Annotated in this window: 17 protein-coding genes; 11 read left to right on the top strand and 6 right to left on the bottom strand. The window is 72.2% G+C overall.

The window, feature by feature from the left end; all coding sequences use genetic code 11:
• The 8 genes from VR45_RS03230 to VR45_RS03195 all read left to right on the top strand — a co-directional run.
• A partial coding sequence (locus VR45_RS03230) for a thioredoxin domain-containing protein (RefSeq protein ID WP_045938138.1) occupies window positions 1-784 on the top strand: 784 nt, incomplete at its 5' end.
• A gap of 165 nt (window positions 785-949) precedes the next feature.
• A complete protein-coding gene (lgt, locus tag VR45_RS03225; protein WP_045938137.1) occupies window positions 950-1972 on the top strand; it encodes a prolipoprotein diacylglyceryl transferase in 1023 nt (340 codons plus the stop codon).
• Between the two features lie 169 nt (window positions 1973-2141).
• A complete protein-coding gene (locus tag VR45_RS03220) occupies window positions 2142-2867 on the top strand; it encodes a VIT1/CCC1 transporter family protein (RefSeq protein WP_045938142.1) in 726 nt (241 codons plus the stop codon).
• Between the two features lie 561 nt (window positions 2868-3428).
• Window positions 3429-8030, top strand: coding sequence for a glutamate synthase large subunit (gltB, locus tag VR45_RS03215; RefSeq protein ID WP_199925893.1), 4602 nt, complete (start codon window positions 3429-3431; stop codon window positions 8028-8030).
• Window positions 8023-9483, top strand: a complete 1461-nt coding sequence (locus tag VR45_RS03210; RefSeq protein WP_045938135.1) for a glutamate synthase subunit beta — start codon at window positions 8023-8025, stop codon at window positions 9481-9483. The genes gltB and VR45_RS03210 overlap by 8 nt, the downstream gene beginning before the upstream one ends.
• A 432-nt stretch (window positions 9484-9915) precedes the next feature.
• On the top strand, window positions 9916-10782 hold the full coding sequence (locus VR45_RS03205; protein ID WP_045938134.1) for a helix-turn-helix transcriptional regulator: 867 nt from the start codon (window positions 9916-9918) through the stop codon (window positions 10780-10782).
• A gap of 89 nt (window positions 10783-10871) precedes the next feature.
• Window positions 10872-12329: an aldehyde dehydrogenase family protein gene (locus tag VR45_RS03200; RefSeq protein WP_045938133.1), complete on the top strand. Its 1458-nt coding sequence runs from the start codon at window positions 10872-10874 to the stop codon at window positions 12327-12329.
• Window positions 12330-12411: 82 nt separating this feature from the next.
• The gene (locus VR45_RS03195) at window positions 12412-13266 is read left to right on the top strand and encodes an SAM-dependent methyltransferase (RefSeq protein ID WP_052708812.1); all 855 of its coding nucleotides are present in this window, start codon (window positions 12412-12414) and stop codon (window positions 13264-13266) included.
• On the opposite strand, the gene VR45_RS03190 is transcribed toward VR45_RS03195, so the two are convergent.
• Window positions 13263-13835, bottom strand: coding sequence for a Uma2 family endonuclease (locus VR45_RS03190; protein WP_045938132.1), 573 nt, complete (start codon window positions 13833-13835; stop codon window positions 13263-13265). The genes VR45_RS03195 and VR45_RS03190 overlap by 4 nt on opposite strands.
• 76 nt (window positions 13836-13911) lie before the next feature.
• On the opposite strand from VR45_RS03190, the gene VR45_RS03185 reads away from it, so the two are divergent.
• Both VR45_RS03185 and VR45_RS03180 read left to right on the top strand, forming a co-directional pair.
• Window positions 13912-14361, top strand: coding sequence for a MarR family transcriptional regulator (locus VR45_RS03185; protein WP_199839809.1), 450 nt, complete (start codon window positions 13912-13914; stop codon window positions 14359-14361).
• Window positions 14362-14455: 94 nt separating this feature from the next.
• A complete protein-coding gene (locus VR45_RS03180; RefSeq protein WP_045938131.1) occupies window positions 14456-15394 on the top strand; it encodes an LLM class flavin-dependent oxidoreductase in 939 nt (312 codons plus the stop codon).
• Window positions 15395-15402: 8 nt separating this feature from the next.
• Here the strand turns inward: VR45_RS03180 and VR45_RS03175 are convergent, their stop codons facing one another.
• From VR45_RS03175 to VR45_RS03155, 5 genes are all read right to left on the bottom strand, one after another.
• Window positions 15403-16335, bottom strand: coding sequence for an AraC family transcriptional regulator (locus VR45_RS03175; RefSeq protein ID WP_045938130.1), 933 nt, complete (start codon window positions 16333-16335; stop codon window positions 15403-15405).
• Window positions 16336-16379: 44 nt separating this feature from the next.
• On the bottom strand, window positions 16380-17306 hold the full coding sequence (locus VR45_RS03170; RefSeq protein ID WP_045938129.1) for an NADP-dependent oxidoreductase: 927 nt from the start codon (window positions 17304-17306) through the stop codon (window positions 16380-16382).
• 305 nt (window positions 17307-17611) lie between these two features.
• Complete coding sequence (locus VR45_RS03165) at window positions 17612-18034, bottom strand: hypothetical protein (protein ID WP_045938128.1); 423 nt, start codon at window positions 18032-18034, stop codon at window positions 17612-17614.
• 160 nt (window positions 18035-18194) lie between these two features.
• Complete coding sequence (locus VR45_RS03160) at window positions 18195-20021, bottom strand: 5'-nucleotidase C-terminal domain-containing protein (protein WP_045938127.1); 1827 nt, start codon at window positions 20019-20021, stop codon at window positions 18195-18197.
• A 340-nt stretch (window positions 20022-20361) separates the two neighbouring features.
• Window positions 20362-20979 carry a response regulator transcription factor gene (locus VR45_RS03155; protein WP_045938139.1) on the bottom strand — a complete coding sequence of 206 codons (618 nt, stop codon included), beginning with the start codon at window positions 20977-20979 and terminating at the stop codon, window positions 20362-20364.
• A 724-nt stretch (window positions 20980-21703) separates the two neighbouring features.
• Here VR45_RS03155 and VR45_RS03150 point away from each other — a divergent pair.
• The coding region (locus VR45_RS03150) for an ATP-binding protein (protein WP_045938126.1) at window positions 21704-22373 on the top strand (670 nt) is incomplete at its 3' end.

The following is a 22373-nucleotide window of genomic DNA, read 5'->3' as shown; positions in this document are numbered from 1 at the left end:
CCGGAAGAAGAAGAAGCTGATCATCGGCGGGGTGGCGCTCGCGGTGATCGCCGCCGCCGTGGTCACCGGCGTGGTGGTGCAGGACCAGCGCTCCAAGCCGGAGACCCCCACCGCGGCCCCGGCCGGCGCGATCGGGGACAAGAACCTGGTGATCCCGGTCGGCTCGGACAACTCGCCGGCCGTCCTCACCGTCTACGAGGACGCGCGCTGCCCCGCCTGCGGCACCTTCGAACGGGAGTTCTCGTCCACCATCAGCCAGTTGGAGGACGCGGGCAAGATCTACACCAACTACCACATCGTCTCGTTCATCGACCGGGCGGTGTCGGGCAAGGGCTCCCGCTACGGGGCCAACGCGCTGGCCTGCGCCCAGGACGCCGGGCACTTCCGCGACTACCACGACGTGCTCTACCGCAACCAGCCGGACGAGACCAGCGACGCCTTCGGCGACAAGGCGACCCTGATCAACCTCGGCAAGCAGGTCAACGGCCTCGACACCCCCGCCTTCGAGGCCTGCGTCAACGACTCCACGTACAGCGGATGGGTGTCGGCGGTCCAGCAGGACTTCGACAAGTCGAGCTACAAGTCCACGCCCACCGTGCTGCTCAACGGCCAGCCGATCTACCCGAAGTTCAACAACGAGGAGATCACCCCGGCCAACCTGGTGAAGTGGGTCGACGCCGCCAACCAGGGCAAGACGCTGGGCACCCCGGGCACCCACGGACAGTCGCCGGCCCCCACCAGCACCGCCTCGGAGAGCAACAACCCCTCGCCGAAGGCCGGCTGAGCCGGGCGCCCGCGCCGCGGCCACCGCCGTCCCCTCCCCGGCCGGAGGGGGCGGCGGCCGGCCGTGCTCCGGGCCGCACGCCGATCGGTGCACCGATCTGTGCACCGACTGTGACCCGCCGGGGTGTCCTGGACGGGCCGTCGACCCTGTAGCGTCGGAGCTGCCATGGATATCGCCTACATTCCCAGCCCGTCGCGGGGCGTCCTGGAAATCGGACCCGTCCCGCTGCGCGCCTACGCCTTCTGCATCATCCTCGGTGTCGTCGTCGCCGTCTGGCTCGGCAGCAAGCGCTGGGTCGCCCGCGGTGGTGGCAAGCACACGGTCGGCGACATCGCCGTCTGGGCTGTGCCGTTCGGCCTGGTCGGCGGCCGGCTCTACCACGTGATCACCGACCACCAGCTGTACTTCGCCGAGGGCAAGAACCCCTGGAACGCCTTCAAGATCTGGGAGGGCGGCCTCGGTATCTGGGGCGCGATCGCGCTGGGCGCGGTCGGCGCCTGGATCGGCGCCCGCCGCCGGGGCGTGCCGCTGCCCGCCTACGCCGACGCGATCGCCCCCGGCATCGCGCTCGCCCAGGCGCTGGGCCGCTGGGGCAACTGGTTCAACCAGGAGCTCTACGGCCGCGAGACCACGCTGCCGTGGGGCCTGGAGATCAAGAAGACGCTGCCGAGCGGTGAGGTGGTCACCGGGATCTACCACCCGACCTTCCTCTACGAGTCGCTCTGGTGCGTGGGCGTCGCGGCGCTGGTGATCTGGGCGGACAAGCGGTTCACCCTGGGCCACGGCCGGGCCTTCGCGCTGTACGTGGCCGCGTACACGGTGGGCCGGTTCTGGACCGAGTGGCTGCGGATCGACGACGCGCACCACATCTTCGGCCTGCGGCTGAACGACTGGGTGGCGATCTTCGTCTTCCTCGGCGCCGTCGCGTACCTCGTGATCGTCGGGAAGAAGCACCCCGGCCGCGAGGACCCGGCGAGCATCGACCCGATGGCCGACGCGGACGAGCGGGCGGCTGCGTCGGTCGAGCGGACCGCCGACGAGCCCGGTGACAAGTCGGGAGGGAAGTCGGGCGGGAAGTCGGGAGAGAAGTCGGGCGACGAGCCCGGCGGGAAGCCCGGCGGGAAGGCCCAGGACGCCCTCGCCGAGAAGCTCGACAAGTTGGAGAAGGACGCCAGGAACCCGGCCTGAGCTGCGCCGATCCAGGCCCCCGGCCGCCCTTCGCACCCGGTGCGGAGGGCGGCCGCCGTCATGTTCGGACAGCCTTACTTTGCTGGAAATGCCCAGGTCAACAGGGCTACGGTCAGTAAGTAAGGCGATCGGACCAATGGACGGAGGGGGAAGAGTCGTGACCGCGACCATCCTGGAGAACGAGGCCGGCCAGCACCCGCGGATACCCGCCGCAGGGCACCACCGGGACGTCAACGGCGGCTGGCTGCGGCCGGCGGTGTTCGGCGCGATGGACGGACTGGTCTCCAACTTCGCGCTGATGACCGGCGTCGTCGGCGGCGCCGTCCCCAGCAGCACGGTGGTGCTCACCGGCCTGGCCGGGCTGGCCGCCGGCGCCTGCTCGATGGCGGCGGGGGAGTACACCTCGGTGGCCTCCCAGCGGGAGCTGGTGCAGGCCGAGATCGAGGCGGAGCGGCTGGAGCTGAGCCGCAACCCGCACGGCGAGCTGGCCGAGCTGGCCCAGGTGTATGTCGACCGCGGGGTGGACCCGGAACTCGCCCACGAGGTGGCGCGGCAGCTGTCCGCCGACCCGGACCGGACGCTGGAGGTCCACGCCAGGGAGGAGCTGGGCGTCGACCCCAACGACCTGCCCTCGCCGTGGGTGGCGGCCGGGTCCTCCTTCGTCTGCTTCGCGGTGGGCGCGCTGCTCCCGCTGCTGCCGTACCTGCTGGGCGCGACCTCGCTGGTGCCGGCGCTGCTGCTCTCCGCGGCCGGGCTGTTCGCCTGCGGTGCGGTGGTGGCGCGGGTGACGGCGCGCAGCTGGTGGTTCAGCGGGCTGCGGCAGCTGGTGCTGGGCGGGGTGGCGGCGGGGGTGACGTATCTGCTGGGGTGGCTGATCGGCGGGCAGATCGGCTAAGGGGTCGGGGGCGGAACACTTTGCAAAGTGCACTTTGCAAAGTGTTCTGAGACTTTGCAAAGTCGCGGCCGGGGCGTGCGGAGGGGCGCGTCGGGCGGTCGCGGGGCCGGGCGCAGGGTGGTCGGGGGCGGCGGAGGGCCACTGTGGGGGTGCGGTGTGCTGTTGCATGGTTATGCAGACTCATGGGTGACATTGCGCACATGGCACTCCGACTCCGCCTGGCTTGTCTCAGCATTCGAGCCAATCGGGCCAAGGAATCGCATCTGCCGATCGAGTGTGGGAATGGATTCCCAGGCATCCTTGGCCGACGCCCGTGGCGGGCGGATGTCGCCCCTGTTTCAGGCGGTCGACAGCCGGGCACAATCGTCGTGGCGTGCGGCGCGGCACGCCCTCCCGCGGCACCCGTGACCTGCGGATCCGTCCCGCGATGTGGACGAGGTATCCCGCTTCCCGGGATGTTCGGCATCATGTAACTTGCACGAAATCGCATCAGGGCCAACGTCGTCCCTACTGCACCAGCCTCCAAAGACGACGACGGGAGAGCCGATGCTGTCTGCATCCATGCACTCCGCCAACGAGCCCCAGGCCGGCGCCGCCCGCCCGCCGTACGCGCTCGTTCCGGATGCGCGACCTGCTGCTCAGGGCCTGTACGACCCGCGAAACGAGCACGACGCCTGTGGCGTCGGATTCGTCGCCACGCTGACCGGCATCGCCGACCACACCGTCGTCGAGCAGGCGCTGACCGTCCTGCGCAACCTGGAGCACCGCGGCGCCACCGGCGCCGAGCCGGACTCCGGTGACGGCGCCGGCATCCTCACCCAGGTCCCGGACGCCTTCCTGCGCGCCAAGGTCGACTTCGAACTCCCGGCCGCCGGCTCCTACGCGGTCGGCATCGCCTTCCTGCCCGACGCCGACGACCAGGATGCCGCCGCCGTCGCGCGGATCGAGGCCATCGCCGCCGAGGAGGACCTGACCGTCCTCGGCTGGCGCGACGTCCCGGTCACCCCGGACCTGCTGGGCGCCACCGCCCGCGGCGTCATGCCCCGGTTCCGCCAGCTGTTCCTCGGCGGCGCGGACAAGAGCGGCATCGAGCTCGACCGGGTCGCCTTCGTGGTCCGCAAGCGCTCCGAGCGCGAGGCCGGGGTCTACTTCCCGTCGCTGTCCGCGCGCACCATCGTCTACAAGGGCATGCTGACCACCGGCCAGCTGGAGCCCTTCTTCCCCGACCTGTCGGACCGGCTCTACGCCTCCGCGCTCGGTCTGGTGCACTCGCGGTTCTCCACCAACACCTTCCCGAGCTGGCCGCTCGCCCACCCGTACCGCTTCGTCGCGCACAACGGCGAGATCAACACGGTCAAGGGCAACCGGAACTGGATGACCGCCCGGGAGTCCCAGCTCGTCACCGACCTGATCCCCGCCAACCGGAACGGCCAGGGCCTGGAGCGGATCTTCCCGATCTGCACCCCGGAGCACTCCGACTCGGCCTCCTTCGACGAGGTCCTGGAGCTGCTCCACCTCGGCGGCCGTTCGCTGCCGCACGCGGTGCTGATGATGATCCCCGAGGCGTGGGAGAACCACGTCACGATGGACCCGGCCCGCCGCGCCTTCTACCAGTACCACTCCAACCTGATGGAGCCCTGGGACGGCCCGGCCTGCGTCACCTTCACCGACGGCACGCAGATCGGCGCCGTGCTGGACCGCAACGGCCTGCGCCCCGCCCGCTACTGGATCACCGAGGACGGCCTGGTCGTCCTCTCCTCCGAGGTCGGCGTGCTCGACATCGAGCAGACCCGGGTGGTCAAGAAGGGCCGGCTGCAGCCCGGCCGGATGTTCCTCGTCGACACCGCCGAGCACCGGATCGTCGAGGACGAGGAGATCAAGTCGGCGCTGGCCGCCGAGCACCCCTACGCGGAGTGGGTCGAGGGCGGGCAGATCGAGCTCGCCAAGCTCCCCGAGCGCGAGCACATCGCGCACACCCACGCCTCCGTCACCCGCCGCCAGCAGACCTTCGGCTACACCGAGGAGGAGCTGCGGGTCGTCCTGGCGCCGATGGCGAAGACCGGCGCCGAGGCGCTCGGCTCGATGGGCACCGACTCGCCGATCGCCGCGCTGAGCGAGAAGCCGCGACTGCTGTTCGACTACTTCGTGCAGCTCTTCGCGCAGGTCACCAACCCGCCGCTGGACGCCATCCGCGAGGAGCTCGTCACCTCGCTGCTGTCCAACCTCGGCCCCGAGGGCAACCTGCTGGCCGCCGAGGCCGCGTCCTGCCGCTCGGTCGGCATCACCTTCCCGGTGATCGACAACGACGAGCTGGCCAAGCTGGTCCACATCAACGCGGACGGCGACCAGCCCGGCCTCAAGGCCGTCACGCTGTCCGGCCTGTACCGGGTCGCCACCGGCGGCGAGGGCCTGGCCGCCCGGCTCGCCGCCATCGCCGCCGAGGCGGACGCGGCGATCGCGGACGGCGCCCGGATCATCGTGCTCTCCGACCGGCACTCCGACGCCGAGCACGCTCCGATCCCCTCGCTGCTGCTCACCTCGGCGATCCACCACCACCTGATCCGCACCAAGCAGCGCACCCGGGTGTCGCTGCTGGTCGAGGCCGGTGACGTGCGCGAGGTGCACCACGTCGCGCTGCTGATCGGCTACGGCGCCGGCGCGGTCAACCCGTACCTGGCCATGGAGTCGGTCGAGGACCTCGTCGCCCAGGGCACCTTCCTGACCGGTGTCGAGGCCGAGAAGGCGATCAAGAACCTGATCAAGGCGCTCGGCAAGGGCGTGCTCAAGGTGATGTCCAAGATGGGCATCTCCACCGTCGCCTCCTACCGCGGCGCGCAGGTCTTCGAGGCCATCGGCCTCGCCCAGGACCTGGTCGACGCCTACTTCGCCGGCACCACCAGCAAGCTCGGCGGCATCGGCCTGGAGGAGGTCGCCAAGGAGACCGCCGCCCGGCACGCCAAGGCGTACCCGGCCTCCGGCATCCCGGCCGCGCACCGCGCCCTGGACATCGGCGGCGAGTACCAGTGGCGCCGCGAGGGCGAGCCGCACCTGTTCGACCCGGACACCGTCTTCCGGCTGCAGCACTCCACCCGCAACCGCCGGTACGACATCTTCAAGCAGTACACGGACCGGGTGAACGAGCAGTCCGAGCGGCTGATGACGCTGCGCGGCCTGTTCAAGCTGGACGGGCTCGGCCGCACCCCGGTGCCGGTCGAGGAGGTCGAGCCGGTCTCCGAGATCGTCAAGCGGTTCTCCACCGGCGCCATGTCGTACGGCTCGATCTCCCTCGAGGCGCACGAGACGCTGGCGATCGCGATGAACCGGCTCGGCGCCAAGTCCAACACCGGTGAGGGCGGCGAGGACCCGGACCGCCTGTACGACCCGGAGCGCCGCTCGGCGATCAAGCAGGTCGCCTCCGGCCGCTTCGGCGTCACCTCCGAGTACCTGGTCAACGCCGACGACATCCAGATCAAGATGGCCCAGGGCGCCAAGCCCGGCGAGGGCGGTCAGCTGCCCGGCCACAAGGTCTACCCGTGGGTCGCCAAGACCCGGCACTCCACCCCGGGTGTCGGTCTGATCTCGCCGCCGCCGCACCACGACATCTACTCGATCGAGGACCTGGCGCAGCTGATCCACGACCTCAAGAACGCCAACCCCGAGGCCCGCATCCATGTGAAGCTGGTCTCCGAGGTCGGCGTCGGCACGGTCGCGGCCGGCGTCTCCAAGGCGCACGCGGACGTCGTGCTGGTCTCCGGCCACGACGGCGGCACCGGCGCCTCGCCGCTCACCTCGCTCAAGCACGCGGGCGGCCCCTGGGAGCTCGGCCTCGCCGAGACCCAGCAGACCCTGCTGCTGAACGGCCTGCGCGACCGGATCGTGGTGCAGACCGACGGCCAGCTGAAGACCGGCCGCGATGTGGTGATCGCCGCGCTGCTGGGCGCCGAGGAGTTCGGCTTCGCGACCGCCCCGCTGGTGGTCTCCGGCTGCATCATGATGCGCGTCTGCCACCTGGACACCTGCCCGGTCGGCGTCGCCACCCAGAACCCGGTGCTGCGCGAGCGCTTCTCCGGCAAGCCGGAGTTCGTGGTCAACTTCTTCGAGTTCATCGCGGAGGAGGTCCGGGAGATCCTGGCCGAGCTGGGCTTCCGCTCGATCGAGGAGGCCGTCGGCCACGCCGAGCACATCGACGCCGAGGCCGCGGTCGACCACTGGAAGGCCGTCGGGCTCGACCTGGCCCCGCTGTTCCACGTGCCCGAGCTGCCCGAGGGCGCGTCCCTGCACCGCACCACCACGCAGGACCACGCGCTGGACAAGGCCCTGGACAACCAGCTGATCGACCTGGCCCAGGACGCCCTGGAGAACGGCGACGCCGTCCGCATCCAGCTGCCGATCCGCAACGTCAACCGGACTGTCGGCACCATGCTCGGCCACCACGTGACCAAGCGGTACCGCGGCGAGGGCCTGCCCGAGGGCACCATCGACGTCACCTTCACCGGCTCGGCCGGCCAGTCCTTCGGCGCCTTCGTGCCGCGCGGCGTGACGCTGCGGCTGGAGGGCGACGCCAACGACTACGTCGGCAAGGGCCTGTCCGGCGGTGTGCTCGTGGTCCGCCCGGCCCGCGACGCGGCGGCCATCGGCAACGACGCGCAGAACCACGTCATCGCCGGCAACACCATCGGCTACGGCGCCACCAGCGGCCGGATCCACCTGCGCGGCAAGGCCGGCGAGCGGTTCGCCGTCCGCAACTCGGGTGCCACCCTGGTCGTCGAGGGCGTGGGCGACCACGCGCTGGAGTACATGACCGGCGGCCGGGTCGTCATCCTCGGCGAGACCGGGCGCAACCTGGCGGCCGGCATGTCCGGCGGCGTCGCCTACGTGCTGGACCTGCGCCCGGCGAACGTCAACAGCGGCATGGTGGGCATCGAGGCCCCCGGCGCCGCAGACCGCGAATGGCTGCGCGAGACCGTGCAGCAGCACTACGAGGAGACCGGCTCCACCGTCGCGGCCGAACTCCTGGCGGACTGGGGCAGCGGGGTCTCCCGCTTCTCCACGATCATGCCGACCGACTACAAGGCAGTGCTCGCCGCCAAGGACGCCGCTGAGCGCGATGGCCTCTCCGAGGCCGAGACCACTCGCAAGATGATGGAGGCGGCACGTGGCTGACCCCAAGGGCTTCCTGACCACGCCCAAGCAGCTCGCCGAGCGGCGTCCGGTGGACGTGCGCATCCGGGACTGGAACGAGGTCTACGTCGAGCGCAGCCTGCTGCCGATCATCACCAAGCAGGCCGGCCGCTGCATGGACTGCGGCATCCCGTTCTGCCACAACGGCTGCCCGCTCGGGAACCTCATCCCGGAGTGGAACGACCTCGCCTACCGGGACGACTGGACCGGCGCGATCGAGCGGCTGCACGCGACCAACAACTTCCCGGAGTTCACCGGGCGGCTCTGCCCGGCGCCCTGCGAGTCGGCCTGCGTGCTCGGCATCAACCAGGACGCGGTGACCATCAAGAACGTCGAGGTCACCATCATCGACAAGGCCTGGGACCGCGGCGGGGTCACCCCGCAGGTGCCGGAGCGGCTGTCGGGCAAGACGGTCGCCGTGGTCGGCTCCGGGCCGGCCGGCCTGGCCGTCGCCCAGCAGCTCACCCGGGCCGGGCACACCGTCGTGGTGTACGAGCGGGCCGACCGGATCGGCGGCCTGCTGCGGTACGGCATCCCCGAGTTCAAGATGGAGAAGCGCCACATCAACCGCCGCGTCGAGCAGATGCGCGCGGAGGGCACCCGGTTCCGCACCGGCGTGCACGTGGGCGAGGACATCACCGGGCAGCAGCTGCGCGAGCGCTTCGACGCGGTCGTCGTCGCGGCCGGCGCCACCACCGCCCGCGACCTGCCGGTGCCCGGGCGCGAGCTCAAGGGCGTCCACCAGGCGATGGAGTACCTGCCGCTGGCCAACAAGGTGCAGGAGGGCGACTTCGTCGAGCCGCCGATCAGCGCCAAGGGCAAGCACGTCGTGGTCATCGGCGGCGGCGACACCGGCGCGGACTGCGTCGGCACCGCCCACCGGCAGGGGGCGGCCTCGGTCACCCAGCTGGAGATCATGCCGCAGCCGGGCGAGGAGCGGCCGGCCGGCCAGCCCTGGCCGACCATGCCGATGACCTACAAGGTCACCTCCGCGCACGAGGAGGGCGGCGAGCGGATCTACTCCGTCTCCACCACCCACTTCAGCGGTGACGAGGAGGGCAACGTCCAGGAGCTGCACCTCGTCGAGGTGGAGTTCAAGGACGGGAAGTTCGAGCAGGTGCCGGGCAGCGAGCGGGCGATCCCGGCGCAGCTGGTCACCCTGGCGATGGGCTTCACCGGTACGGACGTCAGGAACGGTCTGGTCGAGCAGCTGGGCGTGGACCTCGACGCACGCGGTAATGTGTCCCGGGACGCGAAGTTCGCCACCAATGTCGATGGCGTCTACGTCTGCGGCGATGCCGGTCGTGGCCAGTCGCTGATCGTCTGGGCCATCGCGGAGGGCCGCTCGGCCGCCGCGGCGGTCGACACCTACTTGGGCGGCAAGACCCCGCTGCCCGCACCGATCCGGCCGACGGACCGCCCTCTGGTGGTCTGATCCGGTCCAGGTAGCCCGGCGCCGCATTCGCCGGGTCGTACCGAGCCGCACCCCGTCAGCGTCGCCGGGCCACCGCGGTCCCTGGCGCCTGCCCACATCCCCGACCAGTTTGGGGGCAGGCGCCGTTCGCATGCCCGGGGACGTTCGGGCGCGCGTGCGGGTTCCGTCAACTGTTGTCGGTTCCGGCCGAGTTGTGGTCACCCTGCGGGTGGTGGCGGGGGTTGGGGATGTGCACGGCGGCGGCGGGGGACTAGAGTGCGTTCCGGGGAGCTACGGTTCGGCTACCGCGCGTATCCGGACGCCGCTCGTCCGGGCGGCCCCGGTGGGGGCGGAAGATCCCGATGAGGGCGTTCCGAGGACTGTTGTTCGTCGGTCCCTGGTGGAAGACTGCGGCCACGGCCGGGGGGCTGCTGACGTGCGGAGGTTGAGGCGATGAGTGCGACTCAGGCGGGTGGCGGTGCCACGGTGCGGCGTCTGCTGCTGGGGTCGCAACTGCGACGGCTCCGGGAGGCCCGCGGGGTCAGCCGGGAGGAGGCCGGATACTCGATCCGGGCCTCCGAGTCGAAGATCAGCCGGATGGAGCTCGGCCGGGTCGGCTTCAAGGAGCGCGACGTCGCCGACCTGCTGACCCTGTACGGGGTGGACGCGGAGCCGGAGCGGGCCTCGGTGCTCGGACTGGTCCGGGCGGCCAACGCGACCTCCTGGTGGAACGGCTACGGGGACGTCCTGCCGGGCTGGTTCCAGAACTACCTGGGCCTGGAGGAGGCCGCCACCGAGATCCGCAGCTACGAGGTCCAGTTCGTCCACGGGCTGCTGCAGACCGCCGACTACGCGCGGGCGGTGATCACCCACGGCGGCCATGTGACCGAACCGGCCGAGATCGAGCGGCGGGTGGAGGTGCGGCTCAAGCGGCAGCAGGTGCTGGGCGCCGAGCGGGCGCCGCGGCTGGTCGCGGTGCTGGACGAGGCCGCGCTGCGCCGTCCCTGGGGCGGTCCGGAGCTGATGCGGGCGCAGATCGACCGCCTGCTGGAGCTGACCGAACTCCCGAACGTGGTGCTCCAGGTGATGCCGCTGGGCTTCGGCGGGCTGCGCGCGGAGGGCGGCGCGTTCTCGGTGCTGGCCTTCGACGAGCAGGAGCTGCCGGACATCGTCTACCTGGAGCAGTTCACCACCGCCCTCTACCTCGACAAGCCGGCCGAGGTGGCCGAGTACGCGGGCGCGATGGACGGTCTGGTGGCGGACAGCCTTTCTCCCGAGCGGACACGAGAAGTTCTCCGCTCCGTACGCCAAGAGCTGTAGCAGGTAAGTACGATGAGGCCCGATCAGTTCTGATCGCGAACGACCGCCGGAAAATCGCGGGCGTTCCCGAACGGTATGAGAGGGATCGGATGTCGTACCTTTCCGAGTTGGCGCTGCAGTACATCGACGGCGAGTGGCGCGAGGGCAGCGGCTCCTGGGACATCGTCGACGTCGACCCCTTCACCGGGGACAAGCTCGCGAGCATCACCGTGGCCACCGTCGACGAGGTCGACCAGGCCTACCGGGCCGCGGCGCAGGCGCAGAAGGAGTGGGCGGCCACCAACCCCTACACCCGGCGGCTGGTCTTCGAGCGCGCGCTGCGGATCCTGGAGGACCGCGAGCAGGAGATCACCCGGGACATTATGGCCGAACTCGGCGGCACCGCCGTCAAGGCCTGGTTCGAGCTCTCCCTCACCAAGGACATGCTGCGCGAGGCGATGCAGCTGTCCCTGCGGGCCGAGGGGCGGCTGCTGCCCTCGCCGGTGGACGGCAAGGAGAACCGGCTCTACCGGCTGCCGGTCGGCGTCGTCGGGGTGATCAGCCCGTTCAACTTCCCGCTGTTCCTGTCGATGAAGGCCGTCGCCCCGGCGCTGGCGCTCGGCAACGGCGTGGTGCTCAAGCCGCACCAGGAGACCCCGGTGGTCGGCGGCACCCTGATCGCCAAGATCTTCGAGGAGGCGGGCCTGCCGGCCGGCCTGCTGAACGTCGTGATCACCGACATCGCCGAGATCGGTGACGCGTTCATCGAGCACCCGCTCGCCAAGGTGATCTCCTTCACCGGCTCCGACAAGGTCGGCCGGCACGTCGCCACCGTCGCCGCCTCCCACTTCAAGCGGACCGTGCTGGAGCTCGGCGGCAACAGCGCGCTGATCGTGCTGGACGACGCCGACCTGGACTACGCCGTGGACGCGGCCGTGTTCAGCCGCTTCGTGCACCAGGGCCAGGTCTGCATGGCCGCCAACCGGGTGCTCGTCGACCGCAGCGTCGCCGAGGAGTTCACCCGCAAGTTCGTCGCCAAGGTCGCCACCCTGAAGGTCGGCGATCCGAGGGACCCGGCCACCCACATCGGCCCGCTGATCAACCCGGTCCAGGCCGACGCGATCTCCGCGCAGGTGGACCAGGCCGTCGCCGGCGGCGCCACCGCGCTGCTGCGCGGCACCACCGTCGGCAGCCTGATGGACCCGGTCGTGCTCGGCGGCCTGCCGGCCGACGCGCCGATCCTGCAGCGCGAGCTGTTCGGGCCGGTGGTGCTGGTGGTGGAGTTCGACGGCGAGGACGAGGCGGTGCGGATCGCCAACGACACGCCGTTCGGGCTCAGCGGCGCGGTGCACACGGCCGACGTCGAGCGCGGGGTGCGGGTCGCGCAGCGGATCGAGACCGGCATGATCCACGTCAACGACGGGACCATCGCGGACGAGCCCGTGGTGCCGTTCGGCGGTGAGAAGAGCTCGGGCGTCGGCCGGCTGAACGGCGAGTCCACGGTGGACGCCTTCACCACGGTGAAGTGGATCTCGATCCAGCACGGGCGCAGCCGCTTCCCGTTCTGAACGGGCCCGAGGACCCGGCCGGCCCTGGTGGCGGCCGGGTCCCCCCGACTGCTGGTGTTCGACGGATCGAAGGGGTGGCCGGGTGACCGGGTTTCAGGAGATCGGCCGGGAGTGGCTCGCCGGTGACGGAGCGGACGGTGCGCGGCCGCCCGCCGATCTGCGTCCCGAAGTCCCGCACCCCGCCCGGATGTACGACTACTACATAGGCGGCAAGGACAATTTCCCGGCCGACCGGGAGGCCGCCGAGCGGGTGCTCGCGATCAGCCCGATGGTGCGGATCAGCGCCGTCGCCAACCGGGCCTTCCTCGGCCGCGCGGTGCGGCACCTCGCCGAGGACGGCATCCGCCGGTTCGTCGACATCGGCACCGGCATCCCGAGCGCCGGGAACACCCATGAGATCGCCCAGCGGGTCCGGCCCGACGCCCGGGTGGTGTACCTCGACAACGACCCGATCGTACTGGTGCACGGCCGCGCGCTGCTGAGCGGCACCACCCCGGAGAGCACCGCGGTGGTCCAGGCCGATCTGCGCGACCCGGCGGGGATCCTGGCCGCCCCGGAGGTCCGGCAGGCCCTGGACTCGGGCGAACCGGTCGGGCTGCTGCTGGTCGCGGTGCTGCACTTCGTCGACGAGCAGGACGACCCCTACGGCATCGTGCGCACCCTGGTGGACGCCCTGCCGCCCGGCAGCCGGCTCGTCCTCTCCCACGGCACCCTGGACTTCACCCCCACCGCCGACGCCGGCCGCGGCCCGGCCGTCTACCGCAGCGCCTCCGCCCAGCTCACCATGCGCCGCCGGGAGCAGGTGCTGCGCTTCTTCGACGGCCTGAAGCTCACCGACCCGGGCCTGGTCACCGCCCCCCTCTGGTGCCCCGACACCCCCGAGCAGCCCACCGACTCCCAGGTCGGCATCTGGGCGGGCGTGGCGGAGAAGCCCTAGGCGGCCGGGTAGCGGAGCAGCTCGGAGGTCGCGAGCTCGAAGGCGAACGGCTCCGGGACCGGCACGGCGTCGCCGAACTTCCCGGTCCACCGGCGGTGGTAGGCACCGTTGCCGGGCTCGGAGTGCAGGGTGAGCGTGCCCTCGCGCGGGTCGATCACCAGGTAGAGCGGGATCCCCATCTGCGGGTAGTCGCGGACCTTGCCGACCAGGTCGTTCTCCGGGTTGGAGGGGGAGACGATCTCGACGGCGATCACGGCCAGCTCGGCGGGGACCTGGTTGCCGCCGAGCTCGACGGTGGCGAGCGGGATGTAGGTCAGGTCGGGATTGCGGAGCTTGCCGGTGTTCGGAGAGCTCAGATCGGTGTTCTCGCTGGGCATCAGGTCTTTCGGGCGATGGGCATCGAACTGCTCGCGGACGAGCAGCAGATTGCGTTGGTGGATCACCGACGGCCCGGCCATCATGATGATCTCGTCGCCCGACACCTCGATCTTCCAGCCCGACGGTGGGGTCAGGGTCTGGGCGTAGGCCAGCAACTGGGCATGCCGTTCGGGGATCCGGAGCTCGCTCATGGGGCCATCCTCTCATCGCGTGGTGCTTCTCCAGATAGTAGTTCGTGCTGCGAATTACGGCTGTTAGGCTGGTCGGATGGCGAAGAGCGAGGGTGGCGGTATCGGGGTCGTGGGGGCGTTGGTGCGGGCGGCGTTCCTGGTGGACGCGGTGTATGCCGATTCGGCGCGGGAGTTCGGGTTGACGCCGCAGCAGGGGCAGTTGCTCTGTGTGCTGCTGGGGCGGTCGTACGTGATGGGGGAGTTGGGCGGTGTGCTGCGGCTGGCCAAGTCGAGCCTGACCGGTCTGGTCGACCGGAGTGAGCGCAACGGGCTGGTGCGGCGGGAGAGTTGCAAAGGGGACGCGCGTGCCGTGTGGGTGCTGCTGACGGCGGAGGGGGCGGTGCTGGCGGAGCGCTTCTACGCGGAGACCTGTCGCCGGATCGACGAGCTGCCGGCCGGGCTCTCCGGTGCGGAGCGGGAGCTGCTGGGCGGGCTGCTCGGCCGGGTGGTGCTGGACAACAAGGTGCCTCCGGTGTTCGGGGAGTAGCGGGCGTCCGGGGGCTTGCAGGGGTTGAAGTTCGCGTCACGAACTAATATGTTCGTGCTGCGAACTTCAGCTCCTTTTTGCATGTGGGGGAACGATGGGCATCGGGAACGCGGGCGTCGTCTTCGGATTCGGCGCACCGGGAGACCTCGCCGACGCGGCGAGCCTGCTGGACCTCGTCCAGCAGGCCGACCGGGACGGGCTGGACCACTTCTCGCTGTCCGACCACCCGTACGTCGGCGGGCGGGTGGACGCGTACGCCGCGCTCGGCTTCCTGCTCGGGCGGACCGGGCGGATCAGCGGCTTCGTCAACGTCACCAACCTGCCGACCCGGCCCGCACCGATGCTGGCGCGGACCGTCACCTCGCTGTCCGCGCTGTCCGGCGGGCGCGTGGTGCTGGGGATCGGCGCCGGCGGGGTCTGGGACCGGATCACCGACCTGGGCGTCGAGCGGCTCACCCCGGGCGAGGCGGTGGAGGCTTTCGAGGAGGCGATCGTGCTGGTCAAGCGGCTGTCGGGCGGCGGCCCGCCGGTCACCCACGAGGGGCGGCACTACCGCGTCCGGGAGATCGAGCCGGCGCCCGTCGCCGCGCCGCCGGTGTGGACGGGCTCCAACGGCCGCAAGTCGCTGGCCGCCACCGGCCGGGTCGCCGACGGCTGGATCCCCGCCCATGCGGCGGACTGGCTCAGCGAGCGCTACCGCACCTCGCGGCCGGTCGTCGACGAGGCGGCCGCCGCCGTCGGACGCGACCCGCGCGAGGTCCGCACCGTCTACAACCTGCCCGGCCGGATCACCGACCGGCCGCTCGCCGCGACCCGCGACGCCGAGGGCAGGTGGCTCGGCGGCTCGGTGGGCCAGTGGGTGGAGGAGCTGACCGGCGCGGTGCTGGAGCACGGCGCGTCCGGCTTCACCTTCTTCGCCGCCGACCACGGCTCGCCGGACCCGGTCACCCTCGGCCGGTGGGCGCGGGAGGTCGCCCCGGCGGTCCGGGAGGCGGTCGGGGACGTGGTCGGGGACGCGGCGGGGAAGGGCTGAGCCCCGCCTCAGGCCGCGCGGGCCTCGCGGCGGTAGCCGCCCGGGGCCAGGCCGTACTCGCGTTTGAAGGCCTTGGCGAAGGCGTACTCCGAGCCGTAGCCGGTCTTCGCGGCGACGGCGGTGAGCGGGGCCTCGGACTCGCGCAGCAGACGGGCCGCCGTGGTCATCCGCCAGCGGGTCAGGTACGCCATCGGCGGCTCGCCGACCAGGGCGGTGAACCGGCGGGCGAACGCCGCCCGGGAGAGGCCGGCCCGGGTGGCCAGCGACTCCACCGTCCACGGCGTGGACGGCGCCTCGTGGATCGCGGTCAGCGCCGGCGCCACCGCCGCGTCCCCGAGCGCCGCCGCCCAGCCGGCCGCGGTGGCGGGCGGCTGCTCCTCGAACCAGGCCCGCAGGATGTACAGCAGCAGCGAGTCGATCAGTGCCGGGACGATGCCGGCCGAGCCGATCCGCGGGTTCTCCAGTTCGGCGCCGAGGAGTTGGACGGCCGCGCTCAGCTCGGGGTGGCGGCCGTGCCGGGTCTGCAGGTGGACGATCTCCGGCAGTTGCCGCACCAGCGGGTGCGGGCGGGCCTGGTCGAGGTGGTAGTTGCCGCACAGCAGGCTGGTGCGCGGCCCGTCCCCGCCGACGGTGACGGTGCCGATCGGCAGGCTCGGCCGGAACTGCGAGGGCTGCTCGGGGACCGCCGGGGTGTCCGGCCGGTCGGCGAGGACGTGGCCCCGGCCGTCCCGCAGGAAGACCACGTCCCCCGGGCTGAGTGCGATCGGCTCGGCCGTGTCGTCCTCCAACGGCACCAGCCAGCAGGTCCCGTAGAGGACGACATGGAACCCGGCGCCGGCGACCGGGGGCAGCCGCAGTCCCCACGGGGCCCGGCCCTCGGTGCGGACGGAGGCGGGCTGCCCCGTCCGCATCGAACCCAGCGCCTCGGTCAGGATGTCCATGCCGCCTCCCCCGGTCGGTACGTGCTCCACCGGAACCCTACGGCTCAGGCGACGGTGAGGACGATCTTGCCCTGGGTGCGGCCGGTGGCGATCAGCTCGTGCGCCTTGCTGGCCTCCTCCAGCGGGAAGGTCTCGGCGATGTGCGGCCGGATCCGGCCCTCCTCCACCAGCCGGGCGATCGCCTCCAGCGAGGCGTAGTCCGGCTCCACCGAGATGCCGGCGAACCGCCGCCCGGCGGCCTCGACCTCGGCGGCCAGCGCGGTGTTCCAGTGCTCCATGATCGAGACCAGCACGCCGCCCTCGCGCAGCACCTCCAGCGAGGCGGTGCCCTGCGAGGAGGAGTCGAGCACCACGTCCACCTGGCCGACCGCCGCCAGGAAGCCCTCGGTGCGGTAGTCGATCACCTCGTCCGCGCCCAGACCGCGCACGAAGTCGTGCTTCGGCTCGCTGGCCAGGGCGATCACGTACGCGCCGCGGGCCTTGGCGATCTGGACGGCGAGGTGGCCGACGCCGCCCGCCGCGCGGTGGATCAGCACCCGCTGCCCCTCGGACAGGCCCGCCGCGTCGACCAGGCCCTGCCAGGCGGTGAGCGCGGCCAGCGGCAGCGCGGCGGCCTCGACGTGGTTCAGCGCGGTGGGCTTGCGGGCCACCTGGCGGGACGGCACCGCGACGTACTCGGCGTAGCCGGTGGCGGCCCGGGGGAAGAACGGCAGGCCGAACACCTCGTCGCCGGCCTTGAACCGGGCACCCGGCCCGGCCACCTCGACGACGCCCGAGATGTCCCAGCCGACGCCGAAGGGCGGCTCGCCGAGCAGCGGGTAGGCGCCCGAACGGACCGCCACGTCCACCGGGTTGACGCCGCTGGCGTGGACGCGGACGAGCACCTCGCCGCCGCGCGGCGCGGGCCGGTCGGTCTCGACGACCTCCAGGACCTCGGGGCCGCCGACGGACTTCTGGACAACTGCGCGCATGGGACTGCTCCTTGTCGGGACGGTGCACTGCTCTCGGTGACGTGATCAACGGTAGGCAGGCCGGGCGCGCGGCTGAATATCCTGCGGTCTCGGGAAGATGTCCCAGCGTCTCGCCGGCCGGTGGTCCCGTTGCCCCGCCGGCCGGACCGCGCCCCGGTCGCGAGGTGGCCGCCCTGGTCGCCGCGGCGGGGGAGAGCGGGGACGCGGCGCAGCCGGCCCGGGCCGGTGCGCGGCTGGCGGAGCCGGCCCGGATCGAGCGGGAGGCGATGACGGCGCTGGTCACGCCCTGGCTCAGGAATCGCCGGTCAGGTCGCCGATGCGGAAGAGGGGGCGGCGGGTTCGCCGGCAGTGCCACCAGGCCCGTGCGCGTCGTCCGGGTCCGCGGCCGGCACCAGCAGGTGGACGTGGCCGGGGCAGGTCGGCCACTGGAGGAACTCGTAGCCGGTGAGGTGGTCCTGTGCCTGCTCGGCGATGAGCGCGGTGAGCGGCCCGGGCGGCAGGTAGGGGTCCGTTTCGAGGGTGTACCGCAGGCCCCGGGCGCTGCCGAGGCCGAGCAGGAAGCCGGAGTACGGCTCCTCGGAGAGCTCCCAGCGGGCACCGTCCGGCAGTCGGGCGCCGGCGGGCAGGTGCCGCAGGTCCCGTCCGACGCGGGTGCAGGGGGTGTGGAACTCGGCCGGCACGTCGGCCGGGGGCGGGGCGTCCAGAGGCCAGGTGGCGATGGTCCGCATACGGGCCAGGCTACCGGCGGGGGAGCGGGCGGGGGAGAGGAACAGCCCCCGGGGTACGGGCCCCGGGGGCTGTTCCGGCCGTGCGGGCCGGTGGGGTGCGCCGGCCGTGGGACCGGGTTTCCGGCTGTGGGACCGGTTTCCGGCTGTGGGGCCGGGTCGGTCAGAAGACCGGCTGGCCGGCCCGGACCAGGCGCCAGGACTCGGCGGCGAAGTCGGCCGGGTCGATGACGCCCTTCGCCTTCACCCAGGCGATCATCGCGTTGCGGATCTCGTCCGAGTTGGCCCACACCTTCTGGGCGGCCGCGACGTGCGGGAAGTTGCCGCCGCCGTTGGCGCGGTAGTTGTTCACCGCGAGGACGAACTGCGCGGTCGGGTCGATCGGACGGCCCTCGAAGCTGAGGTTGACGATCCGGGAGCCGGCCGGCTGGGCGATGTCGATGTCGTACGAAACGCCGTACACCGAGTCGTAGTTGTAGTCCGGGGTGTTCTGGGCGTTGGTCAGGGTGGCCTTGTCGACCGGCGCGCCCGGGGCGAGCTGGTTGTAGTACTTGGCCGAGAACTCCAGGTAGTCCTTGATCTGGGCGCCCGTCAGGATGCGGGCCTCCAGGGTGTTCTCGTAGATGTACAGGCCGGCCGCGTCGCGCAGCTTGACCTGGCCGGCCGGGATGACGGCGCTGCGGTTGAACGGCGCGGCCTGGGCGAGCACCGGCAGCTTGGCGTACTGGCCGCCGGCCAGCGCGTCGCGCACCACGTCGGCCTGGACCCGGCCGATGAGGTCGATGATCGGGGTGTCCTTGAACGGCGCGTCGGCGATGGACAGCGCGACCTTGGCGGTGCCGATGACCTGGTTGACGTACTCGACGACCTTCTTGTGCTGCTCGGTCATCAGGCCGACGATCTCCGGGTCCTCCGGGACGGTGTTGGAGTTCAGCACCCGGGAGGAGAGCGAGACGACCTTCCACGCGCCGCCGACGAGCTCGACCTCGAAGTCGAAGCAGGTCAGCCGCTGGCCCCAGCACAGCGGCTCGGACAGCACGACCGTCTTCCCGGTCTCCTTGTTGACGACCAGGCGCTGCGGGATCTCCTTGTGGGCGTGGCCCACCAGGACGGCGTCGATGCCGGGCACCTGCTCGGCCAGCGCGACCGAGGCGTTCTCCGCCCAGGGCAGCTGGTCGCCGTAGGAGGTGGCCTCGTCCATGCCGGAGTGGCAGGCGACCACGATGACGTCCGCGCCGGCGGCCTTGACCTTCGGCACCCAGATCTTCGCCGTCTCGACGATGCCCGGGAAGGTCATCTTGCCGGCGACGTTCGCCTTGTCCCAGATCGCGATGCCCGGGTTGGTCAGGCCGACGATGCCGACCTTGAGGGCCGGGCCGTTGCCCAGCTTCACCTTGCGGATCACATAGGGCGGGAAGGCCGGCTTGTCGTTGCGGGCGTTCAGCGCGTTGGCGCCGAGCAGCGGGAAGTCCAGCTGCTCCTCGTAGGCGCGCAGGGTGTCGATGCCGTAGTTGAACTCGTGGTTGCCGAGCGCGGCGGCGGTGTACTCCATGGTGTTCATGGCGAGCGCCATCGGGTGCTCGGGCGCGGTGTCGGCCTCGGTGGCGATCGGCTCGACCCGGGCGTAGTAGTACGTCAGCTGGGTGCCCTGGATGGTGTCACCGGCGTCGATGAGCAGACAGCGGTCCCAGCCCTTCTCCTCGCGGACCTGCTTGGCCAGCGTGGAGATCTTGGCGAGGCCGACCTCGTTGTGCGCCTTGTCGGCGTAGACGGCGTCGGTGAAGTAGTCCCAGTTGAGCACCCGGCCGTGGAGGTCGGTGGTGCCCATGACGGTGAAGGCCTGGCGCTTGGTCCGGCCCTTGGCGCGGGCCTCGTCCGGTCCGGCGGCCGCCGCGGGAGTGGCGGCGGCGAGGGCCCCGCCGCTCGCGAGGGCGGCTCCGGCGGCGGTGGCGGCGGACCGGGTGACGAAGTCACGGCGGTTCAGGGGCATGGACGACTCTCCCGGTGGGGACGGCGGCAACGGACCGTCAACGGTGGCCGGGATCGCCGCCGGTGATGGCGGGCAGGCGCGTTGACGCGCGTAGAAGTACGCGCGTAGAAGTCTGCCGTGCGCTCCCCTCCGGCGGATAGTCCCCGGACCTTTCCAACAGGTGAGATCTTGGCGACTCGTTCGTGACCCGGGCGGGCGGGTACCGCACCCGCCCGCCCGGACCACGGCGGAGCACTGCCGTACTGCTGGCGCATCGCTGCACTACCGGCGGATTGCTGGGCTGCCGGCGGTGCACCGCCGTGCTACCGGCGGAGCACCGCCGTACTGCCGCGGGGTGCGGCTAGATGTAGCCCTCGCGCACCGCGTGGGCCACCGCGTGCGCCCGGTTGCGCAGCTGCAGCCGGGTCGTCAGGCCGTGCAGCACGTTCTTCACGGTCCGCTCGGAGTACGACAGCCGGGCCGCGATCTCCCCGGTGTCCCAGCCCTCGGCGACCAGCCGCAGCACGTCCGACTCACGCTCCGACAGACCCGTCGGCGCCTGGCCCGGCATGCCCTGGACGGACCGCTGCAGCCGCCCCACCTGGGCGATCAGCCGCCCCTGGAGGTCGGCCGGCAGGTCGCCGTCGCCCCGGGCCGCGGCCAGCACCGCCCGGCCGAGCCGCTCCGGCGTCGCCTCCCGTCGCCACAGGATCGCGGCCACTCCGCACTCGACGGCCTCCATCAGCTCGGTCTCGCGCAGCCGCTCGACCACCAGCACCACCCGCTGCCCGGCCCCGCGGACCAGCCGGCGCAGGGCAGCCGTCGCGGCCGCGTCGGCGGACTCGGCGACCAGCACGGTGACCGTGCCCGGACCGGACGCGCCGCTCGGGTCGACCACCGCCACCCCGGGGAAGCGGCGCAGCTGCGCCTCCGCCCCGGCCCGGGAGAGCGGATCGGCGGCCTGGACGGCGACCGGCACCGTCGAGCTGCGGGCGGTCGCCGCGGCGACCGCCCGTCCGGCCCCGGCCGCACCGCGGACGGCGACGGCGGCCTGGGGGTGGACGGCTGCCGCGGCGGTACCGACGGCATGGGTGTTCGTGGTGACCGAGCGGGACGCCGTCGGGCGCTGCGGCGGGACCGTGCGGGTGGCGGACGCCGACCCGGACGACCCCACCGCCGTGCCCCGGCGGTCGTACTCGGTGTGCAGAACAGTCAAATCTGGCCCCCTCCTGGAGAAGCCGGCCCGGCCACCCGGCGGACCCCGAACGTCAGGGCGTGGCGCCCCACCCGGGTAGGCCGACCGTTTCGACGGCGATCCGGGAGCGCTGCCCGTGCCCCGGAATCAACCACCATGCTTCCCGCCCGGGCAGGCTCCCGGCCATCGTGGTCCACCACGAGATCGGGCCCGCCGACCGGTCCCCGCCGATCGGGGGGAGGCAACGTTTTCGGCCCCCCAGGTGGTCTGGAACACGGGAGAGGTGGGTCGACGAGCCGCCGGAACACCGCGAAACCGTCCAATCGGGCGGCCGGAGCGGCCCGGAGCGGCCCGGAGCGGCCCGGGTGGGAAACTCCGTCCGCGGCGCGGAAACCTGACTCGCCAGTAACGCGTGGTTAGGACGTCAAGCCGTTTTCCCGGTAGAACGACAGGCGGTGCCCGTTCGGACACCGACGAAGACCCGGGAAGGGCAAAGAGGAGCACCTGGATGAGCACCGCCACGTCCACCCGCCTCGTGGACCGCGAACCGCAGCTGCGGCTGATCGCCGACCGGGCCGCCGGCGCCCGCCGCGGCACCGGCCACGTCCTGCTGCTCACCGGCGCCGTCGGCACCGGCCGTACCGCGCTCCTCGCCGAGGCCGCCCGCCGGGCCGCCGCCGACGGCACCACCGTGCTGCGCGCCCGCTGCTCCGCCGAGGAGGCCACCACCCCCTACGCGGCCGCCCGCCAGCTCTTCGACACCGGTCCGACCCCCGCCGGCCCCTACGTCCACACCGCCTGGGCCCCCGCGGCGGCGGCCGCGGGCCCCGCCGAGGCCGCCGCCGTCGGCATCGAGCCCGACACCGCCGAGTCCACCCTCTGGTCCCTGCTCCGGCTGCACGGCACCCACCACCCGCTGCTGCTCGCGATCGACGACATCCACCTCGCCGACGAGCCCTCCCGCCGCTGGCTGCGCCAGGTCGCCCGCCGCATCGACCGCCTGCCCGCCCTGCTGATAGCCACCGAACGCCGGCAGGCCACCCTCACCGGCCGGACCGACCGCTTCGCCCGCGACCTGCCGCCCGAGCTCGCCACCACCCTGCGGCTCGCCCCGCTCGGTGCCCCGGCGGCCGTCCTGCTCGCCGGGCAGCGGCTCGGACCCGGCACACCCCCCGGTC

Source organism: Streptomyces sp. NRRL S-495 (assembly GCF_000966955.1).
GTDB classification, from domain to species: domain Bacteria; phylum Actinomycetota; class Actinomycetes; order Streptomycetales; family Streptomycetaceae; genus Kitasatospora; species Kitasatospora purpeofusca.
The sequence above is the reverse complement of the archived record's forward strand: the minus strand, read 5'-3'. Positions and strand labels throughout refer to the sequence as shown.